The organism is Aeromicrobium sp. 9AM, assembly GCF_902506105.1.
In the GTDB taxonomy this organism is placed as follows: domain Bacteria; phylum Actinomycetota; class Actinomycetes; order Propionibacteriales; family Nocardioidaceae; genus Aeromicrobium.
The window spans coordinates 831,711-846,506 of record NZ_LR733304.1; the positions used below are offsets into that span (position 1 = coordinate 831,711).

13 protein-coding genes are annotated in these 14,796 nt (G+C 69.6%); 8 read left to right on the forward strand and 5 right to left on the reverse strand.

The annotated features are described in order from the left end of the window. The first annotated feature begins 31 nt into the window (after positions 1 to 31). A complete protein-coding gene (locus tag BOSE46_RS10215; protein WP_159540139.1) occupies positions 32 to 793 on the forward strand; it encodes an isoprenyl transferase in 762 nt (253 codons plus the stop codon). Positions 794 to 820: 27 nt separating this feature from the next. Here the strand turns inward: BOSE46_RS10215 and BOSE46_RS10220 are convergent, their stop codons facing one another. Beyond that, positions 821 to 2,077, reverse strand: coding sequence for an HNH endonuclease (locus tag BOSE46_RS10220; protein WP_159540140.1), 1,257 nt, complete (start codon positions 2,075 to 2,077; stop codon positions 821 to 823). A 348-nt stretch (positions 2,078 to 2,425) separates the two neighbouring features. Between BOSE46_RS10220 and BOSE46_RS10225 the strand changes: the two genes are divergently transcribed. From BOSE46_RS10225 to BOSE46_RS10255, 7 genes are all read left to right on the forward strand, one after another. After that, positions 2,426 to 3,754 (forward strand): PhoH family protein, encoded by a 1,329-nt coding sequence (locus tag BOSE46_RS10225; protein ID WP_159540141.1) that lies wholly within the window; start codon positions 2,426 to 2,428, stop codon positions 3,752 to 3,754. Positions 3,755 to 3,879: 125 nt separating this feature from the next. Further along, positions 3,880 to 5,157, forward strand: coding sequence for an MFS transporter (locus BOSE46_RS10230; RefSeq protein WP_201299598.1), 1,278 nt, complete (start codon positions 3,880 to 3,882; stop codon positions 5,155 to 5,157). Positions 5,158 to 5,279: 122 nt separating this feature from the next. Continuing rightward, positions 5,280 to 6,476 carry an extracellular solute-binding protein gene (locus tag BOSE46_RS10235; RefSeq protein ID WP_159540142.1) on the forward strand — a complete coding sequence of 399 codons (1,197 nt, stop codon included), beginning with the start codon at positions 5,280 to 5,282 and terminating at the stop codon, positions 6,474 to 6,476. Beyond that, entirely contained in the window at positions 6,473 to 7,294 is an 822-nt protein-coding gene (locus tag BOSE46_RS10240) for a carbohydrate ABC transporter permease (RefSeq protein WP_159540143.1), read from the forward strand. The genes BOSE46_RS10235 and BOSE46_RS10240 overlap by 4 nt, the downstream gene beginning before the upstream one ends. Continuing rightward, entirely contained in the window at positions 7,291 to 8,271 is a 981-nt protein-coding gene (locus BOSE46_RS10245) for a carbohydrate ABC transporter permease (protein ID WP_159540144.1), read from the forward strand. Before BOSE46_RS10240 ends, BOSE46_RS10245 begins: the two co-directional genes overlap by 4 nt. Beyond that, positions 8,268 to 9,434, forward strand: coding sequence for an ABC transporter ATP-binding protein (locus BOSE46_RS10250; RefSeq protein ID WP_159540145.1), 1,167 nt, complete (start codon positions 8,268 to 8,270; stop codon positions 9,432 to 9,434). The genes BOSE46_RS10245 and BOSE46_RS10250 overlap by 4 nt, the downstream gene beginning before the upstream one ends. Continuing rightward, positions 9,431 to 10,762: a DUF2079 domain-containing protein gene (locus BOSE46_RS10255; protein WP_159540146.1), complete on the forward strand. Its 1,332-nt coding sequence runs from the start codon at positions 9,431 to 9,433 to the stop codon at positions 10,760 to 10,762. Before BOSE46_RS10250 ends, BOSE46_RS10255 begins: the two co-directional genes overlap by 4 nt. Before the next feature lie 124 nt (positions 10,763 to 10,886). Here BOSE46_RS10255 and BOSE46_RS10260 read toward each other — a convergent pair whose 3' ends face one another. The 4 genes from BOSE46_RS10260 to BOSE46_RS10275 are packed head-to-tail and all read right to left on the reverse strand — an operon-like array spanning position 10,887 to position 14,788. After that, positions 10,887 to 12,272: an aspartate ammonia-lyase gene (locus BOSE46_RS10260; protein WP_159540147.1), complete on the reverse strand. Its 1,386-nt coding sequence runs from the start codon at positions 12,270 to 12,272 to the stop codon at positions 10,887 to 10,889. A 49-nt stretch (positions 12,273 to 12,321) separates the two neighbouring features. Continuing rightward, positions 12,322 to 12,963, reverse strand: a complete 642-nt coding sequence (locus BOSE46_RS10265; protein WP_159540148.1) for a maleylpyruvate isomerase N-terminal domain-containing protein — start codon at positions 12,961 to 12,963, stop codon at positions 12,322 to 12,324. 10 nt (positions 12,964 to 12,973) lie between these two features. Then, positions 12,974 to 13,612 carry a hypothetical protein gene (locus BOSE46_RS10270; RefSeq protein WP_159540149.1) on the reverse strand — a complete coding sequence of 213 codons (639 nt, stop codon included), beginning with the start codon at positions 13,610 to 13,612 and terminating at the stop codon, positions 12,974 to 12,976. Between the two features lie 15 nt (positions 13,613 to 13,627). After that, complete coding sequence (locus BOSE46_RS10275) at positions 13,628 to 14,788, reverse strand: redoxin domain-containing protein (protein WP_159540150.1); 1,161 nt, start codon at positions 14,786 to 14,788, stop codon at positions 13,628 to 13,630. Positions 14,789 to 14,796 lie beyond the last annotated feature (8 nt).

Below are 14,796 nucleotides of genomic sequence, written 5' to 3' on the forward strand. Positions count from 1 at the left end.
TAGTGCGTGGCCTGGTACTACTCTGGCCCGCATGGGAGTCAGCGACCTCGCGTACGGCGTGTATGAACGGCGGCTCGTCAAGCGCCTCGATCCCGCCCGGCTCCCGCACCATGTCGGCGCGATCGTGGACGGCAATCGGCGCTGGGCCAAGGGCGCCGGGACGCGGTTCGAGAACGGCTACCAGGCCGGCGCGGACAAGATCTCGGAGTTCGCCCAGTGGTGTGACGAGCTGGGTGTCGAGATCGTCACGTTGTGGCTGCTGTCGACCGACAACCTCCAGCGTTCGCCTGAGGAGGTCGGCAGCATCCTCGCGGCGGTGGAGGGCCTGATGGAGAAGCTCGCCGCCGAGCGTCGCTGGTCGCTGGCGGTCATCGGCAACCTCGACATGCTGCCCGCGGAGTCGGCCGGGCGGATGAAGCGGCTCGCCGACTCGACCGCCGACGTCACAGGCATGCGCGTCAACATCTGTGTCGGCTACGGCGGACGCCAGGAGCTGACCGACGCGATGCGATCGCTGCTGCTCGACCAGGCCGCGAAGGGCCGCGACCTGGCCGACGTCGCCACGACGCTCGAGGTCGACGACATCGCCGAGCATCTCTACACCAAGGGCCAGCCGGACCCGGACCTCGTGATCCGTACGTCGGGGGAGCAGCGGCTCTCTGGCTTCTTGCTGTGGCAGAGCGTGCACTCGGAGTTCTACTTCAGCGATGCGCTGTGGCCCGCCTTCCGGCACGTCGACTTCCTCCGCGCGATGCGCTCGTACGCCGCGCGGGAGCGCCGCTTCGGGCAGTAAGCGTGCCGGTGGGCCGCCGGACTTGCGTCAGGCGGCTTGGCGGTAGGGGCTTCGTCGTCGCTTGCGCAGGGTGCGGCCGTGGTGGTTGGTGAAGCGGAAGCCGTCGACGGCGTTGCCGGTGATGGCCAGCCTGCCGCGGTGCAGGAGGGTGTGGCATCGGACGCAGAGTCCGATGAGGAGGTCGAGGTCGGTGGGTCCGCCGTGGGACCAGAAGATCGTGTGATGGATCTGCAGATGCGTGTGGTTGCAGCCGGGTGTCGCGCAGACACCCTTCTGCCGGGCGAGAACTGCACGGCGTTGCAACATGTTGGGTTGGTACTTCGCCGTGCCGGCGTTGAGGATCTGCGCCTGCCGGTGCCCCTCGCCTTCTTTCACGAGGAAGGCGGTGAAGTCAGACGCGCACGCGAAGTACATGAGCAGGTTGGGTCCGATGGCCCCGTGGCCGGCGAGTGTGGCCGGTTCGGTCGTAGGTGCGGGTTCGGGGACGGAGAAGGGCTTCTTGGCAGCGTTCTTTGCCTGTTGGGCGGCAGCTTCGAGGGTGTCGGCGTCGACGAACACCGACAGGTGCGGCCGTACGCCCTTGTCTGAGGGGAGGCCGTTCGCCAGGATCGAGTCACACAGGTCATCGACACCCTGCACCCGGCGATCGGACCCTGAACGGTCATCGTCCTTGTCACGCGGTGCGGCCACGGAGTCCAGGACGGCCTTGAGCTTGGCCCCGGTCACCGTGTTGAGGAATCCGTTGACGTGCCAGCCATCAGGGACCGCGTTGACCTGGAAGTCTTCGCGGTCCATGCCGCGTTCCCACGCATCGTCCAGGTCTTCGGGATGGACCTTGTCCTTGAGGTGCTTGACCGCTTCGAACAGCTCACCGGGTTCGCAGTCCTTGGCGACCTGGACGAGCACGTCTTCGAACTGGCGCATCGGTTCCAGGCCGACGTGCTTGAGTCCGTAGACGAACACCTGCACATGAGCCGAGCTGATCTGACCGGCAAACGCCGCCTCGGCCACCAACGGCAGGTCACGCAGCGCGGTCACGTTCTTGACCAACGCCCTGGCCGGGCCGGCGTTCATCCGCAGCTGGTTGCGCACCCACGCGTTCAACGTCGAAGCGCCGTCGAGCTCGAACTCCTTGGACGCGTCCAGGTCGGCCAACAGCGCCGACTTGGCAGCATCGAGCGCGTCCTGTGCCACCTGAACAGCGAGCAGCTTGGCCCGCACGTCACCTGTCCGAAGCGTATGCGCAGCAGTGCGCATCGCGTCGATCGTGGCCCCCGGGTTCATACCGTCAATTCTAGTCGAACACATGTTCGATGGCAAGAGGGAATGTGCTGATATCGCAGAACAAATCGAGTGTCCGACCCGTGTGCAAGGATGCGCGCCGAGCCGTGTCTCTCGCGCTGGAACCTTCGCCTCGGGCTCCGCCCTCACACTCGGCCGCGGGCGACCTCCTTGGCGAACGAGAGAACCGACTGTTCATCTGGTTGTGACACGCAGTCGGGCGTGTCATACCGAAATAGCCGACTCGCGGTCGTACGTTCGAGATGTGTTGACGCTCGCCCCTGAGCCCCGATTTCCCGCCCACGAGTAGGGCCGGCGCAGGGTGCGCGCGGGCTCGTTGAGGAGACAGTTGTGGCCGCAACGCGCACCAAGAAGCCGAGCACGAGCCCTGTCCGCCGCACGTACGTCCTGGACACCAGCGTCCTGCTCGCGGACCCCAACGCGGTCAACCGCTTCCACGAGCACGAGGTGGTCATCCCTGTCGTGGTGATCACCGAGCTCGAGGGCAAGCGGCACGACCCCGAGCTCGGCTACTTCGCCCGCAGCGCGCTGCGCTTCCTCGACGACCTGCGGGTGCTGCACGGCACCCTCGACAAACCCCTGCCGATCGGCGACGAGGGCGGCACGATCCGCGTCGAGCTCAACCACACCGACTCCTCGTCGCTGCCGTCGGGCTTCCGCCTCGGCGACAACGACACCCGCATCCTCTCGGTCGCCCGCAACCTCGCCAACGAGGGCAATGACGTCACGATCGTCTCCAAGGACCTGCCGATGCGGGTCAAGGCATCGGCCGTCGGACTGGTCGCCGAGGAGTACCGCGCCGAGCTGGCCCTCGAGTCGGGCTGGACCGGCATGCGCGAGCTCGAGGTCGAGAGCATCGACCTGGACTCGCTCTACGAGAGCGGCACCCTCGACCTGCCCGAGGCCCGCGAGCTGCCGTGCCACACCGGGCTCGTCCTGGTGTCCGACAAGGGCAGCGGGCTGGGCCGGGTCACCGCCGACAAGGAGGTGCAGCTCGTACGCGGCGACCGTGACGCGTTCGGCATCCACGGCCGGTCGGCTGAGCAGCGGGTCGCGCTCGACCTCCTGCTCGACCCCGACATCGGCATCGTCTCGCTCGGCGGCCGCGCCGGCACCGGCAAGTCGGCGCTCGCGCTGTGCGCGGGCCTCGAGGCGACGATGGAGCGCGGCCAGCACAAGAAGGTCGTGATCTTCCGTCCGCTGTACGCCGTCGGTGGCCAGGAGCTCGGCTACCTGCCGGGCAGCGAGTCCGAGAAGATGGGTCCCTGGGGCCAGGCGGTGTTCGACACCCTCGGCGCCGTGGCCTCGCCGGCCGTCATCGAGGAGATCCTCGATCGCGGGATGCTCGAAGTCCTGCCGCTGACCCACATCCGCGGCCGCTCGCTGCACGACTCGTACGTCATCGTCGACGAGGCGCAGTCGCTGGAGCGCAACGTGCTGCTGACGGTGCTGTCGCGCATCGGCGCCAACTCCAAGGTCGTCCTGACGCACGACGTCGCGCAGCGCGACAACCTGCGAGTCGGTCGCCACGACGGTGTCGTCGCGGTGGTCGAGAAGCTCAAGGGCCACCCGCTGTTCGCCCACGTCACGCTGACCCGCTCCGAGCGCTCGCCGGTGGCGGCACTGGTGACGGAAATGCTTGAGGATGTGACGCTCTAGCCACGGTGAAGGCCACGGTCGAAGGCCGCGGGAGAAATCCCGCGGCCTTCGACGTGTCCGGATGTCGTGGAGATGTGGCGGCAAACCGACTGGGACAGTCGCGACAGCCTGACCAGACTTGAGGGGTGCCCACGAGGTTGTCGCGCCGGCGCGCGGATCCTGCCGAGTCGCCGTGGCGGTTCGCCGACTTCACCGCGCTGTTCCAGTCCGCCAGCCTGAGCCAGTTCGCCAGCAACACCGGCTATGTCGCGCTGCCACTCATCGCCGTCGCGTCCCTCGGTGCCGGCCCGGGCGAGGTCGGCGCCCTCGTCGCACTGAGCACCGCGGCGTTCCTGGTCATCGGGCTCCCGGTCGGCGCCTGGGTCGACCGGCTGCGACACCGGGAGGTCCTGATCCTCGCCGATCTCGCGCGGGGCATCCTGTTCGCGACGATCCCGTTCGCGTGGTGGCTCGATCACCTCACGATGCAGCAGCTGTACGTCGTGGCGTTCGCGAGCGGCGCCGCGACGGTGTTCTTCGACGTCGGCTCGCAGAGCGTGCTTCCCCGCATCGTCGGGCCGGCGGCGCTCGTGAGGGCCAACGCCGCCATCGTCACGCTGATAGCCCTGGCGAACGTGCTCGGACGGGGAGTGGGCGGAGCTCTGGTGCAGCTCCTCACGGCGCCCGTGGCTGCGTTGTGCTCGGCGTTCGCGTACCTGCTCTCCGCGGCCTTCCTCATGCGGATCACCCGCTCGCCACGAGCCACACCCGACCTCGCGTCGCCCACGCCGACCCTTCGGTCGCAGATCGCCGAGGGCCTCCGGCACGTCCTCGGCCAGGTGGAGCTGCGGGCACTGGCGCTGACCGCGACGCTCAACAACCTCGGCAGCACGATCATCAACACGATGCTGCCGATCGTCTTCGTCCGGAACCTCGACCTGCCCGCAGGTGCGCTGGGCGCCTTCTGGGCCGTGGGTGGCGCGGGCCTGCTGCTCGGTGCTCGCTGCGCGCTGCCGGCCGCTCGCGTCCTGGGATACGGCCGCAACCTCGGACTCGTCGGTCTCTGGCTGGCGCCCGCAGCGCTGTTGGTCCCGTTGATCGACCGCGGCCCCATGATGTGGCTCGCCGCGCTCGGCTGGGCCCTCGCCCTGTTCAAGACCGGCATGGACAACGTCGTCGGTGTGAGCCTGCGGCAACGCATGACCCCTCCGGGACTGATCGGCCGGATGAACGCCACGTTCCGGTTCCTGCTCACCGGCGCCATCGCCGTCGGCGCGGTCCTGGGTGGCGTGCTGGGCGAGCTCCTGGGCGTACGGCCGACACTGTGGGTGGGGGCCGCAATCCTCGCGCTGGCGTTCGTCCCGGTCTTCCTGTCGCCCGTCCGCCGACGCCGCGACCTGCCCGCAGCGCTCGCTGTGACGTGAGTCAACTCATGTGACGGAGGGGCCTTTCCCGGTATGCCCGGGAGGGGGCCCTCCTCTGTGGCAAAGTTGCGCACGTGAGGGCACGAGGGAGGGTTGGGGCAAGCGCGGCCGCTGCCGTCCTGATGTGTCTGCTCGCCGCCTGCGGATCCTCCGGGGCGAAGGCCGACAAGACGCCCACCCTGACCTGGTACGTCGGCCCCGATCGCGCCGACACCACCGCCCTGGCGCGTTCGTGCAGCGACTCGTCCAACGGGGCGTACGAGATCCGGGTCAAGCAGCTGCCCACCGACGTCAACGCGCGCCACGCGATGCTGGTGCGCAGGCTGGCGGCCAAGGACACGTCGATCGACATCATGAGCCTCGACTCGGCGTTCACGGCCGAGTTCTCCGCTGCCCGCTACCTCGCGCCGTTGCCCGAGGAGCTCAAGGCCGCGTTCGGCCAGGACATCGCGCCCGCCGCACTCGCTGCCGCGACGTACGACGGCCAGCTCGCGGTCGCGCCGTGGTGGTTCGACCCCCAGCTGCTCTGGTACCGCGGCAACGTCGCCGAACGGGCCGGCCTCGACACGACCAAGCCGATCAGCTGGGACGACCTCGTCGCCGGTGCCGAACGGCTCGGCGTGACGATCCAGATCGCCGACGACGACGGCAGCGGACTGGCGCAGTGGATCAACGCGCTCGTCGCGGGCGCCGGTGGCAAGCTCGTCGACGGCACGGGACGCCACGCCAAGGTGGGCCTCGACTCCGCGGCAGGACGGGCGGCCGCATCGGTCGTGGAGTTCTACCTCGACGCGGATCGCGGGCCCGGACCGTCGAAGGACGCCCTCAAGAAGTTCGCCGCCCCTGATGGGGGCTTCCTGCTCGCGCCGAGCTCGGTCATCTCCGACCCCGACGTCGCCGCGGTGGCGTCCGACATGGCCTGGACGGCGTACCCGACCGTCGGCGACACCAGCGTCGCGCCGCTGTCCGGCGTCGGCCTCGCCGTGCCGCTGTATGCGCCGCACTCGGAGCTCTCGTACGCCGCGATCACCTGCCTGACGTCGCCGACGATCCTCACCTCGATCATGGCGAGCGCGGGCCACAGCGCGAGCCGCCTCACGACGTACGACGACCCGGCGGTCAAGAAGTCCTACCCGATGGCCGCCGTCACCAAGCCCGCCGTCCAGTCGGGCGCGACGCTGCCCGTGACGCCTTACTGGCAGGTCGCCCAGAGCGCGCTCGACGACACGTTGCTGCCGTTGAGTGACTTCTCGCAGGACTCGACCCTCGAGCGGTCGCAGAAGGCCGTGCAGGCAGCCATCGCGGGGGAGCTGCCGTGAAGGGCTGGCGCTGGCTGGCACCTGCCTTCGTGTTGCTGCTCGTGGTGACGGGCTGGCCGATCGGCCGCGGCATCTGGCTGTCGCTGCACTCGGCCCCGCTCACCAACCCCGACGACCGTACGTTCGTCGGCGCCGACAACTACACCGACATTCTGACCAACCGCAGCTGGTGGCTCGCGGTGGCCACGACACTCGTCATCGTGCTGGTCGTCGTGGTGCTGCAGCTGCTGATCGGCCTCGCGTTCGCGGTGGCTCTGCGGCGGGTGACCCTGCTGTGGCCGGTCACCCGCGTGCTCGTGCTGATCCCGTTCGCGCTGCTCGCCGTCGTGTCGGCCGTGGTGTGGCGCGACGCCGTCACGACCGGGTTCGCCGACGAGTGGTTCAAGCTGGGTGAGGTCGGGCACTTCGGTGAGCTCGTGGGCGTCACGGTCGGCGAGCTGTGGCGCGGCACCGGCATCACCGCCTTGATCCTGCTCGCCGGGCTCCTGCGCGTACGCAGCTCGCTGATGGCGTCCGCGATCGCTGACGGGGCGACGGCGTGGCAGCGGTCGCGGCGGGTCGTCCTGCCTGCGATGGGCCCGGCGATCGCCGTCGCGACGACCTACCGGGCGCTCGACACGTTCCGCATCCTCGAGGGTCCGCTGCTGGTCGACGAGCCCGGAGCCAAGCTCCGCACGGCACCCCTGCTGGCCTGGGACACCACGTTCTCGTCGCTGGAGCTCGGGCTCGGCGCGGCGATGTCGATGGTCCTGCTGGCCATCATGCTGCTGATGGCGGCGATCATGGTGCCGCTGTTCAGGGTCAGGAGGGTCGTGTGACGCCCTCCGTGCGCTCGCGCCTCTGGGCCTCGGGCATCGCGTTCGTCCTCGGGTTCGCCGTGGCCAACTACGGCATCATCCGCGTCTCGCGGCCCGACCTCTGGATCTGGATCGGGCTGGCGGTCGTGCTCATGGGCACCAGCGCAGCGGGCATCCTGTTCGCGGACACCCGCAGTGGGCTGTCGATCTGGTCGATCATCGGCGTCGAGCTGTTCGCGGTGTTCACCCTCGTGCCGCTGCTGTGGACGTTCACGGTCGCGACGGCGCCGAGCGGCACGAAGCCACGCACGGTGTGGCCGCAGGACGTCAGCTGGGACGCGTTCGACGGCGCGCTGCACTCCCAGATCCTCCAGGACGCCGCCGTCACCTCGGTCTTCGTCGCCGGCGTCGCCACGCTCGTCGCGATGGCGCTGGCGATCCCCGCGGCGTACGCGCTGGTGCGGCTGCCGGTCCGCGGTCGGCGCCAGGTGTACGCCGTGGTGACCGCGACCCTGTTCCTGCCGCTGCTGGCGCTGGCCGGCCCGATCACCGACCAGGTGCTCGCGCTCGACAAGTTCGGCAGCAGGGTCTCGCTGCTGCCGCCCGCGCTGCTGATCACGTTGCCGCTGGCGATCTGGCTGAGCATCACGGTCTTCCGCGACGTCCCTTGGTCACTGCGCGACTCCGTACGTGCCGACGGTGCCACGTGGATGCAGTCGTTCGTACGCTTTGCGCTACCGAACGTGTTGCCGGGCGTCTTCGTCGCGGGGCTGCTGGTGTTCGTGGCCGGCTGCAACGACTTCGTGCTCGGTGCCGCGCTCTCGGCCGACGACGACTCGCGGCCGTTGCCGGCGACGCTGATGCTCGCCACGGGCCAGATCGAGACCTCGAGCTCAGCCGTCGCCGCGGCCGGTCTCCTGTGGCTCGCGCCGGTCATCCTGCTGCTTCTCGTGTTCCCGCGCCGGATCACTCAACTCCTGGGAAGGTCCTATCGATGACCTCGATCGAAGTCCGCAACCTGACGAGGGCCGGCAAGGGCAGCCGTCCGCTGCTCGACGACGTGAGCCTGACGGTCCCGTCGGGCGAGACCCTTGCCATCACGGGTCCGCCGGGGGCGGGCAAGAGCTTGCTGCTCAAGACGCTGATCGGGCTCGAGGACCACACGTCCGGCGACATCCTGATCGACGACGTCGTGGTCAACGCTGCCGGCCCGCGTCGCCGCGACCTGGCGATGGTGTTCCAGGACTACGCCCTGCACCCGCACCTCGACGTGTTCGACAACCTCGCGTTCGCCGCGACCCTGCGGCGCGGCTATGACCGCAGGGAGCTGTCGGAGCGCATCAACGACGTCGCCGAGTTCCTGGCCCTCGGCGAGCTGCTCGACCTCAAGCCCGACGACCTCGACGACGCGCAGCGCCAGCGGGTCGCGCTCGGGCGCTCGCTCGTGCGCGACGCCAAGGCATACCTGCTGGACGCCCCGTTCTCGCAGCAGTCCGAGCGCGTACGTACGCAGGTCCGCTCCGTCACGAGCCAGTGGCAGCAGGAGAACCAGCGCACCTCGATCTTCACGACCAACGACGTCGCGGAGGCGCTCAGCACGGCCGACCGGGTCGCGGTGATGCACCAGGGATTCATCCACCAGGTCGGCACGCCGCGTGACCTCTACGAGCGGCCGGCCGACATGTTCGTCGCCGGCTACCTCGGCTCGCCGCCGATGAACCTCGTGCCGGCCTTCCCGATGGGCCGCCAGCTCGTCATGCCGCTGGCGACGATGCTGCTCGACGACAACCTGCTCGAGCGCATCGGCGAGCGCGGTGTCGTCGTCGCCGGCATCCGGCCCGAGCACTGCTACGACGCGACCGGTCAGGGCGGCCAGGCGGTGACCGACCGGGTCGAGTTCACGACCCGCATCGACGACGTGGAGTGGCGCGGCAGCAGCCAGTTCGCCTATCTCGGCTATGACATCGCGCCGCAGGTCGAGGACCTGCTCAACGAGGTCGAGGACCTGCTGGAGTTCGACCTGTTCCAGAACTTCCTGGTCGCCGAGCTGGCCCCTGAGAGCAGCCTGCGCCCCGGCATGTCGATCCGCGTCGTCATCCCGCGGCAGAGGGTGCACGTGTTCGACCCCGAGACGGGTGAGAACCTCACGCTCGCCCGATGACCTCCTCCACCCGCGGCCAGCGGCTCCTCGCTGCGCTGATCGCCGTGGCGGTCGGTGCGGCATACGGCGTGCTGACGCTGATGCGCTATCGGCGCTTCACGATCTCGTCGTGGGACCACGCGATCTTCGAGCAGGCGGTCAAGGGGTATGCCCGGCCGGGTGCGCCGATCGTCGACGTCAAGGGGCCAGGCTTCAACATCCTCGGCGACCACTTCTCGCCGATCGACGCGCTGATCGCGCCGTTCTACCGGCTGTTCCCGTCGGCGCAGACGATCGTGCTGGCGCAGGTCGTGCTGATCGCGGTGTCGGTCGCGGTGATCGCGCTCGTCGCGATGCGGCACCTGGGCACGGTGACCGGCGTGGCGATCGGGCTGGCGTACGGGCTGTCGTTCGGGCTGCAGTCGGCTGTCGAGGCGGAGTTCCACGAGGTCGCCTTCGGTGCGCCGCTGCTGGCGCTGGCCGGTGCGGCGTACGTCGACCGGCGCTTCGGTGCCGTGGTGCTGTGGTCCCTGCCGTTGCTGCTGGTCAAGGAGGACCTCGGCCTCACCGTCGCGGTGATCGGCGGGGTGCTGTGGCTCGCGGGGGAGCGGCAGCGTGGCGTCCGGCTGGCGGCGACCGGCTTGATCGCGATGGCGTTCATCGTGCTGGTGATCGTGCCGGCGTTCAATCCCGGCGACTCCTATGCGTACACGTCGTCGCTCGGCGGTGACCGCGGCATCCTCACGACCTTGTTCGACGAGCCGGGCCGGAAGCTTGCGACGGTTGCGTTGACAGTCGGTGTCACGGGGCTCGCGGCGCTGGCGTCGCCGTGGGTCCTGCTGGTGCTGCCGACGTTCGCGTGGCGGTTCGCCGGCGACAACGCGTACTACTGGGGCACCGAGTGGCACTACTCGCTGCTGCTGATGCCGATCGTCTTCATCGCGATGATCGACGCGATGCGGCGGTGGCCCGTGCTGCGCTGGGCGACGGTCGCGGCCGTCGTCGTCACGGCGTTCACGCTGGTCAACTCGCCGCTCTCGACGCTGCTGGACTCCGAGACGTACGATGAGGCGCCGCGGGCGGAGGCGGCGCACCAGGTCATCGCCGAGGTGCCCAAGGGGGCGACGGTCGAGACCGACATCGCGATGATGAGCCACCTCGTCACGGACCACACCGTCTATTGGTGGGGCTCGATCGGCACGCAGGTCACCCCGACGTACGTTCTGTTCGACGCGGGCGCGGGCATCGGCTCACCGGCCGACGTCGTCGCGTACGCCGAGAAGACCCACGGCGGAACGTACGACCTGGTCTACGACCGCGAGGGCTACGTCCTCGCCAAACGCCGCTGACGGGTCACTTATGTCCCGCTGACGGGTCAGTTACGTCCCGCTGACGGGTCACTTGCGCGCCAAAGAAGCGGGCGAAAAGTGACCCGTCGCGGAGCGAAAAGTGACGCCTCAGCGTGGGGGTGAGTCAGGGGTGGGTCATGGACATGACGTCGAGGGCCTTGTCCAGGTCGGCCTCGCTGATCTCGCCGCGCTCCACGAAGCCCATCTCGATGACGACCTGACGGATCGTCTTCTTCTCCTTGACCGACGTCTTGGCGATCTTGGCGGCGTTCTCGTAGCCGATGAACCGGTTGAGCGGCGTGACGACCGACGGTGACGACTCGGCGAGCTCGAGACAACGCTCCTCGTTGGCCGTGATGCCGTCGATGCAGCGATCCGCGAGCACGCGCGACGCATTGCCGAGCAGGCGCATCGACTCCAGGATGTTGCGGCCGATCACCGGGAGCATGACGTTGAGCTCGAACGATCCCGACGCGCCGGCCGTCGCGATCGTCGCGTCGTTGCCGATGACCTGGGCGGCGACCATCAGCGTCGCCTCGGGCAGGACCGGGTTGACCTTGCCGGGCATGATGCTCGAGCCGGGCTGCAGGTCGGGCAGGGCGATCTCGCCGAGTCCCGTGCGAGGGCCGGAGCCCATCCAGCGCAGGTCGTTGCAGATCTTGGTGAGGCTGACGGCGATCGTGCGGAGCTGGCCCGACATCTCGACCAGGCCGTCGCGGGCGCTCTGCGCCTCGAAGTGATCGGTGGCCTCGGTGATCGGCAGGCCGGTGTTCTCCGCGAGGATCTCGATGACGCGCTGCGGGAAGCCGATCGGGGTGTTGATGCCGGTGCCGACCGCGGTGCCGCCGAGCGGAACTTCAGCCGTACGCGGGAGGGAGGCCTCGACGCGCTCGATGCCACGGCGGATCTGCGCCGCATAGCCGCCGAACTCCTGGCCGAGCGTGACCGGCGTGGCGTCCATGAGGTGCGTACGCCCGGACTTGACGACGCCGGCGAACTCCTTGGCCTTGGCCTCGAGCGAGGTGGCCAGGTGGTCGAGTGCGGGGATCAGCTCGTTGGAGGCCGACGCGGTGGCCGCGACGTGGATCGACGTCGGGAAGACATCGTTGGACGACTGGCTGGCGTTGACGTGGTCGTTGGGGTGGACGTCCTTGCCGAGCGACTTCGTGGCGATCGTGGCGAGGACCTCGTTGGTGTTCATGTTGCTCGAGGTGCCCGAACCGGTCTGGAACACGTCGATCGGGAACTGCGCGTCGTGTGCGCCGGAGGCGACCTCCTCGGCGGCCGCGACGATCGCGTCGGCGATGTCCTGGTCGAGGATGCCGAGCTCGGCGTTGGCCTTGGCGCAGGCGGCCTTGATCTGGGCCAGGGCACGGATCTGTGCGGGCTCGATCGGGGTGCCGGAGATCGGGAAGTTCTCGACGGCGCGCTGGGTCTGGGCTCGCCAGAGGGCGTCGGCGGGGACGCGGACCTCGCCCATGGTGTCGTGCTCGATGCGGTATTCGGTCATGCTTCCGACGATATCGCTGCAGTGCGGACGCGTATCGGGCAGGCGTGGGTCAGAACGCGGAGACCGACCCGGGCGCGCGTTGCGGCCGGCTCAGCGCGCGTACGACCGCCGCCTGGCCGTGCCTGCGCATCGCGACGCCGCCGAGCAGGTCGACCACGTGCGCGGCGACCGTGCCGGGGAACTCCGGCGTCGGCAGCCCGACGCTCGAGGCGAGATCGTCGGAGTGCACCATCAGCTCCATCGACCGGGTGATGAGGAAGTCGTCGGTCGTGAGCGCCCAGCCCTGCCACGGGATGAAGATCGTGTCAGGCTCACGCGGCGTGCGCAGCAGGTCGGGCAGCTGGTCGAGCAACGGTGCGATCTCGGCCAGCACGGCCTCGGGCCCTGCCTTCGCTGCCTCGTTGCCCTCGTCGCGGATCGAGGTGTTGGCCTCGTCCTCGGGCCGGGCGGTCACCCACTCGGCACCCGCGTAGTGGCCGAGCAGCGGGATCGGGTCGTCGGTCGTCGGCGGCTGCGCCAGGAACCGCGCCGCGTGCTTGACCTGTGAGAGCAGGTGGTGCGTGAGCCCGCCGACCGTCATGCCGGCGCACGAGCTTTCGGCGTCCCACGACTCGGCGACCTCCGGACGACCGGCCAGACGGAATGCAGTGTGGCCGGCGTCGACGAACTCGGTGCGATCCAACGGCTCCATGCGTACGACGTTAGTACGAGCCGGCGACATCGTCCTGCCGAGCGCCCGCCACGATCCAGTAGCGCTCGTCGCGACCCTGCAGGGCGACGTCGACGGCTTCGGCGCGTACGTCCGACAGGTGGTCGCCCATCGCCCGGCGCAGGTGCTCGGAGTCGTTCATCGACCACACGCACAGGTGTCCGCCGGGCCGCAGCCGTGACGCGCACACCTCGATGAAGTCGCTGCCATAGACCGCCGCGTTGCCGTCGTGCACCAGGAAGTCGGGACCGTTGTCGACGTCCAGCACGATCGCGTCGAGCGACGACGCCGACTGCGCGGCCACCACCTCGCGTACGTCGCCGACCACGACGTGCGTACGTTCATCGGCGAGCAGGTCAGCGCCGGGCACCGTGCCGTCGCGCATCCACCCGACGACCTCAGGGTGCAGCTCGGCGACGACGACACGACTGACCTGCGCCGATGCGAGCAGAGCCCGCAACGTGTAACCCAGGCCCAGGCCGCCGACGAGGACCTCGCGAGCGCCGAGATCGATGACCGTACGCGCGAGCGCCTGCTCTGACGAGGTCTCGACGTCGTCCATCACGAACACGCCGTTCACCCGGAGCTCGGTCGCGCCGTCGTCGCGTCGGCGGAGGATCGCACCCGTCATGGTCCGACCCTACGGTCACCCGAACGCGTACGAGAAGACCTCCAGCTGGCCGCGGTAGCGAATCGTGAGCGTCTCGCGGTCCGCCGTCGGCGCTGCGTAGACCTGCACGAAGTCCGGCCCTCCACGAACTGGTATGCGCCGGCTGACGCCCTCGGAGGTCGTGACCTCGAGCGATCCCCGACCGCCGACCAGCACGTACGCCCGCCGCGCCCCGAACGTCACCCGGCCGACGGCGCGGGCCTTCGGCACGGCGCTCTCCGGGTCGACGCGCCAGCGGCCGCCGATGCTCGCGGTGCCCGGTCGAGGCCGCTTCGCCAGCCGGTAGAGCTGCTCACGGCCGATGATGCCGTCGACCTCGGCGTCGTAGTGCGCACCCACGGCGCTGCCCAGCACGATCTGCGGTGGGGTGCCGCGCGGGGCGTCGCCGCCGTCGTCGAGCCTGCCGACGGGGCGGGGCAGAGCACTCGTCGATCCGTCCTCGGTCAGGAGCTTGCGCACCTGTCGCTCGAGGCGCTGGCTGCCGTGATCGCCGATCGTGATCGCGCGGACGGTCCCCGAACGATCGATGAGGTACGTCGTCGGCCGCACCGCCGTGCGGTAGCGGTCCATCGTCGTTCGGGCATCGTCCATCAGCACGGGAAACCCGAGCGACAGGTCGGCGACGGTCTGCTCGACCTCGGTGTCGTCGGTCTCGAACGAGAACTGGGGCGCGTGCACGCCGACGATCGCGAGGTCGTCGTACGCCGCCTGCCACGCCCGGAGGTAGCGGGACTCCCGCCGGCACTCCACGCACGAGCCCGAGAACACGAAGACGATCGCGACCCTGCCCTCGAGGGAGTCGATCGAGACGCCCGACGACCCGATCCACGGCCCCGGCCCGAGCGCGGGCGCACGGCCGCAGCGCGAGAGCCGTTCGATGCCCGGCGTGCAGGCGGACAGCCGGGTGTTGGCGCGGGTCACGGTGCTCGTCAGACCCGTCGGCACGGGCGCGGGCCCGGTCCGCACCGGTGCGACGGCCGGAGTCGTCGTCGCGACCGGGTCCTCGGGCACGAGCTGACCGAGTCGTCTCGGCAGGTCGCCGACCGCCGCGACGACGAGCAGGGCGACGACCGCGAGGCCGAGGAGGGCGCGTGGGTCCGCGGCCACTTGTCGGAGGAACGCACGGAGCCGGGTCATCACTGGAG

What these genes read in the sequence shown, in the direction of transcription:
- BOSE46_RS10215 (WP_159540139.1), top strand. Translation starts at nt 32, where the DNA reads ATGGGAGTCAGCGACCTCGCGTACGGCGTGTATGAACGGCGGCTCGTC.
- BOSE46_RS10220 (WP_159540140.1), bottom strand. Translation starts at nt 2,077, where the DNA reads ATGAACCCGGGGGCCACGATCGACGCGATGCGCACTGCTGCGCATACG.
- BOSE46_RS10235 (WP_159540142.1), top strand. Translation starts at nt 5,280, where the DNA reads ATGTGTCTGCTCGCCGCCTGCGGATCCTCCGGGGCGAAGGCCGACAAG.
- BOSE46_RS10250 (WP_159540145.1), top strand. Translation starts at nt 8,268, where the DNA reads ATGACCTCGATCGAAGTCCGCAACCTGACGAGGGCCGGCAAGGGCAGC.
- BOSE46_RS10255 (WP_159540146.1), top strand. Translation starts at nt 9,431, where the DNA reads ATGACCTCCTCCACCCGCGGCCAGCGGCTCCTCGCTGCGCTGATCGCC.
- BOSE46_RS10260 (WP_159540147.1), bottom strand. Translation starts at nt 12,272, where the DNA reads ATGACCGAATACCGCATCGAGCACGACACCATGGGCGAGGTCCGCGTC.
- BOSE46_RS10265 (WP_159540148.1), bottom strand. Translation starts at nt 12,963, where the DNA reads ATGGAGCCGTTGGATCGCACCGAGTTCGTCGACGCCGGCCACACTGCA.
- BOSE46_RS10270 (WP_159540149.1), bottom strand. Translation starts at nt 13,612, where the DNA reads ATGACGGGTGCGATCCTCCGCCGACGCGACGACGGCGCGACCGAGCTC.
- BOSE46_RS10275 (WP_159540150.1), bottom strand. Translation starts at nt 14,788, where the DNA reads ATGACCCGGCTCCGTGCGTTCCTCCGACAAGTGGCCGCGGACCCACGC.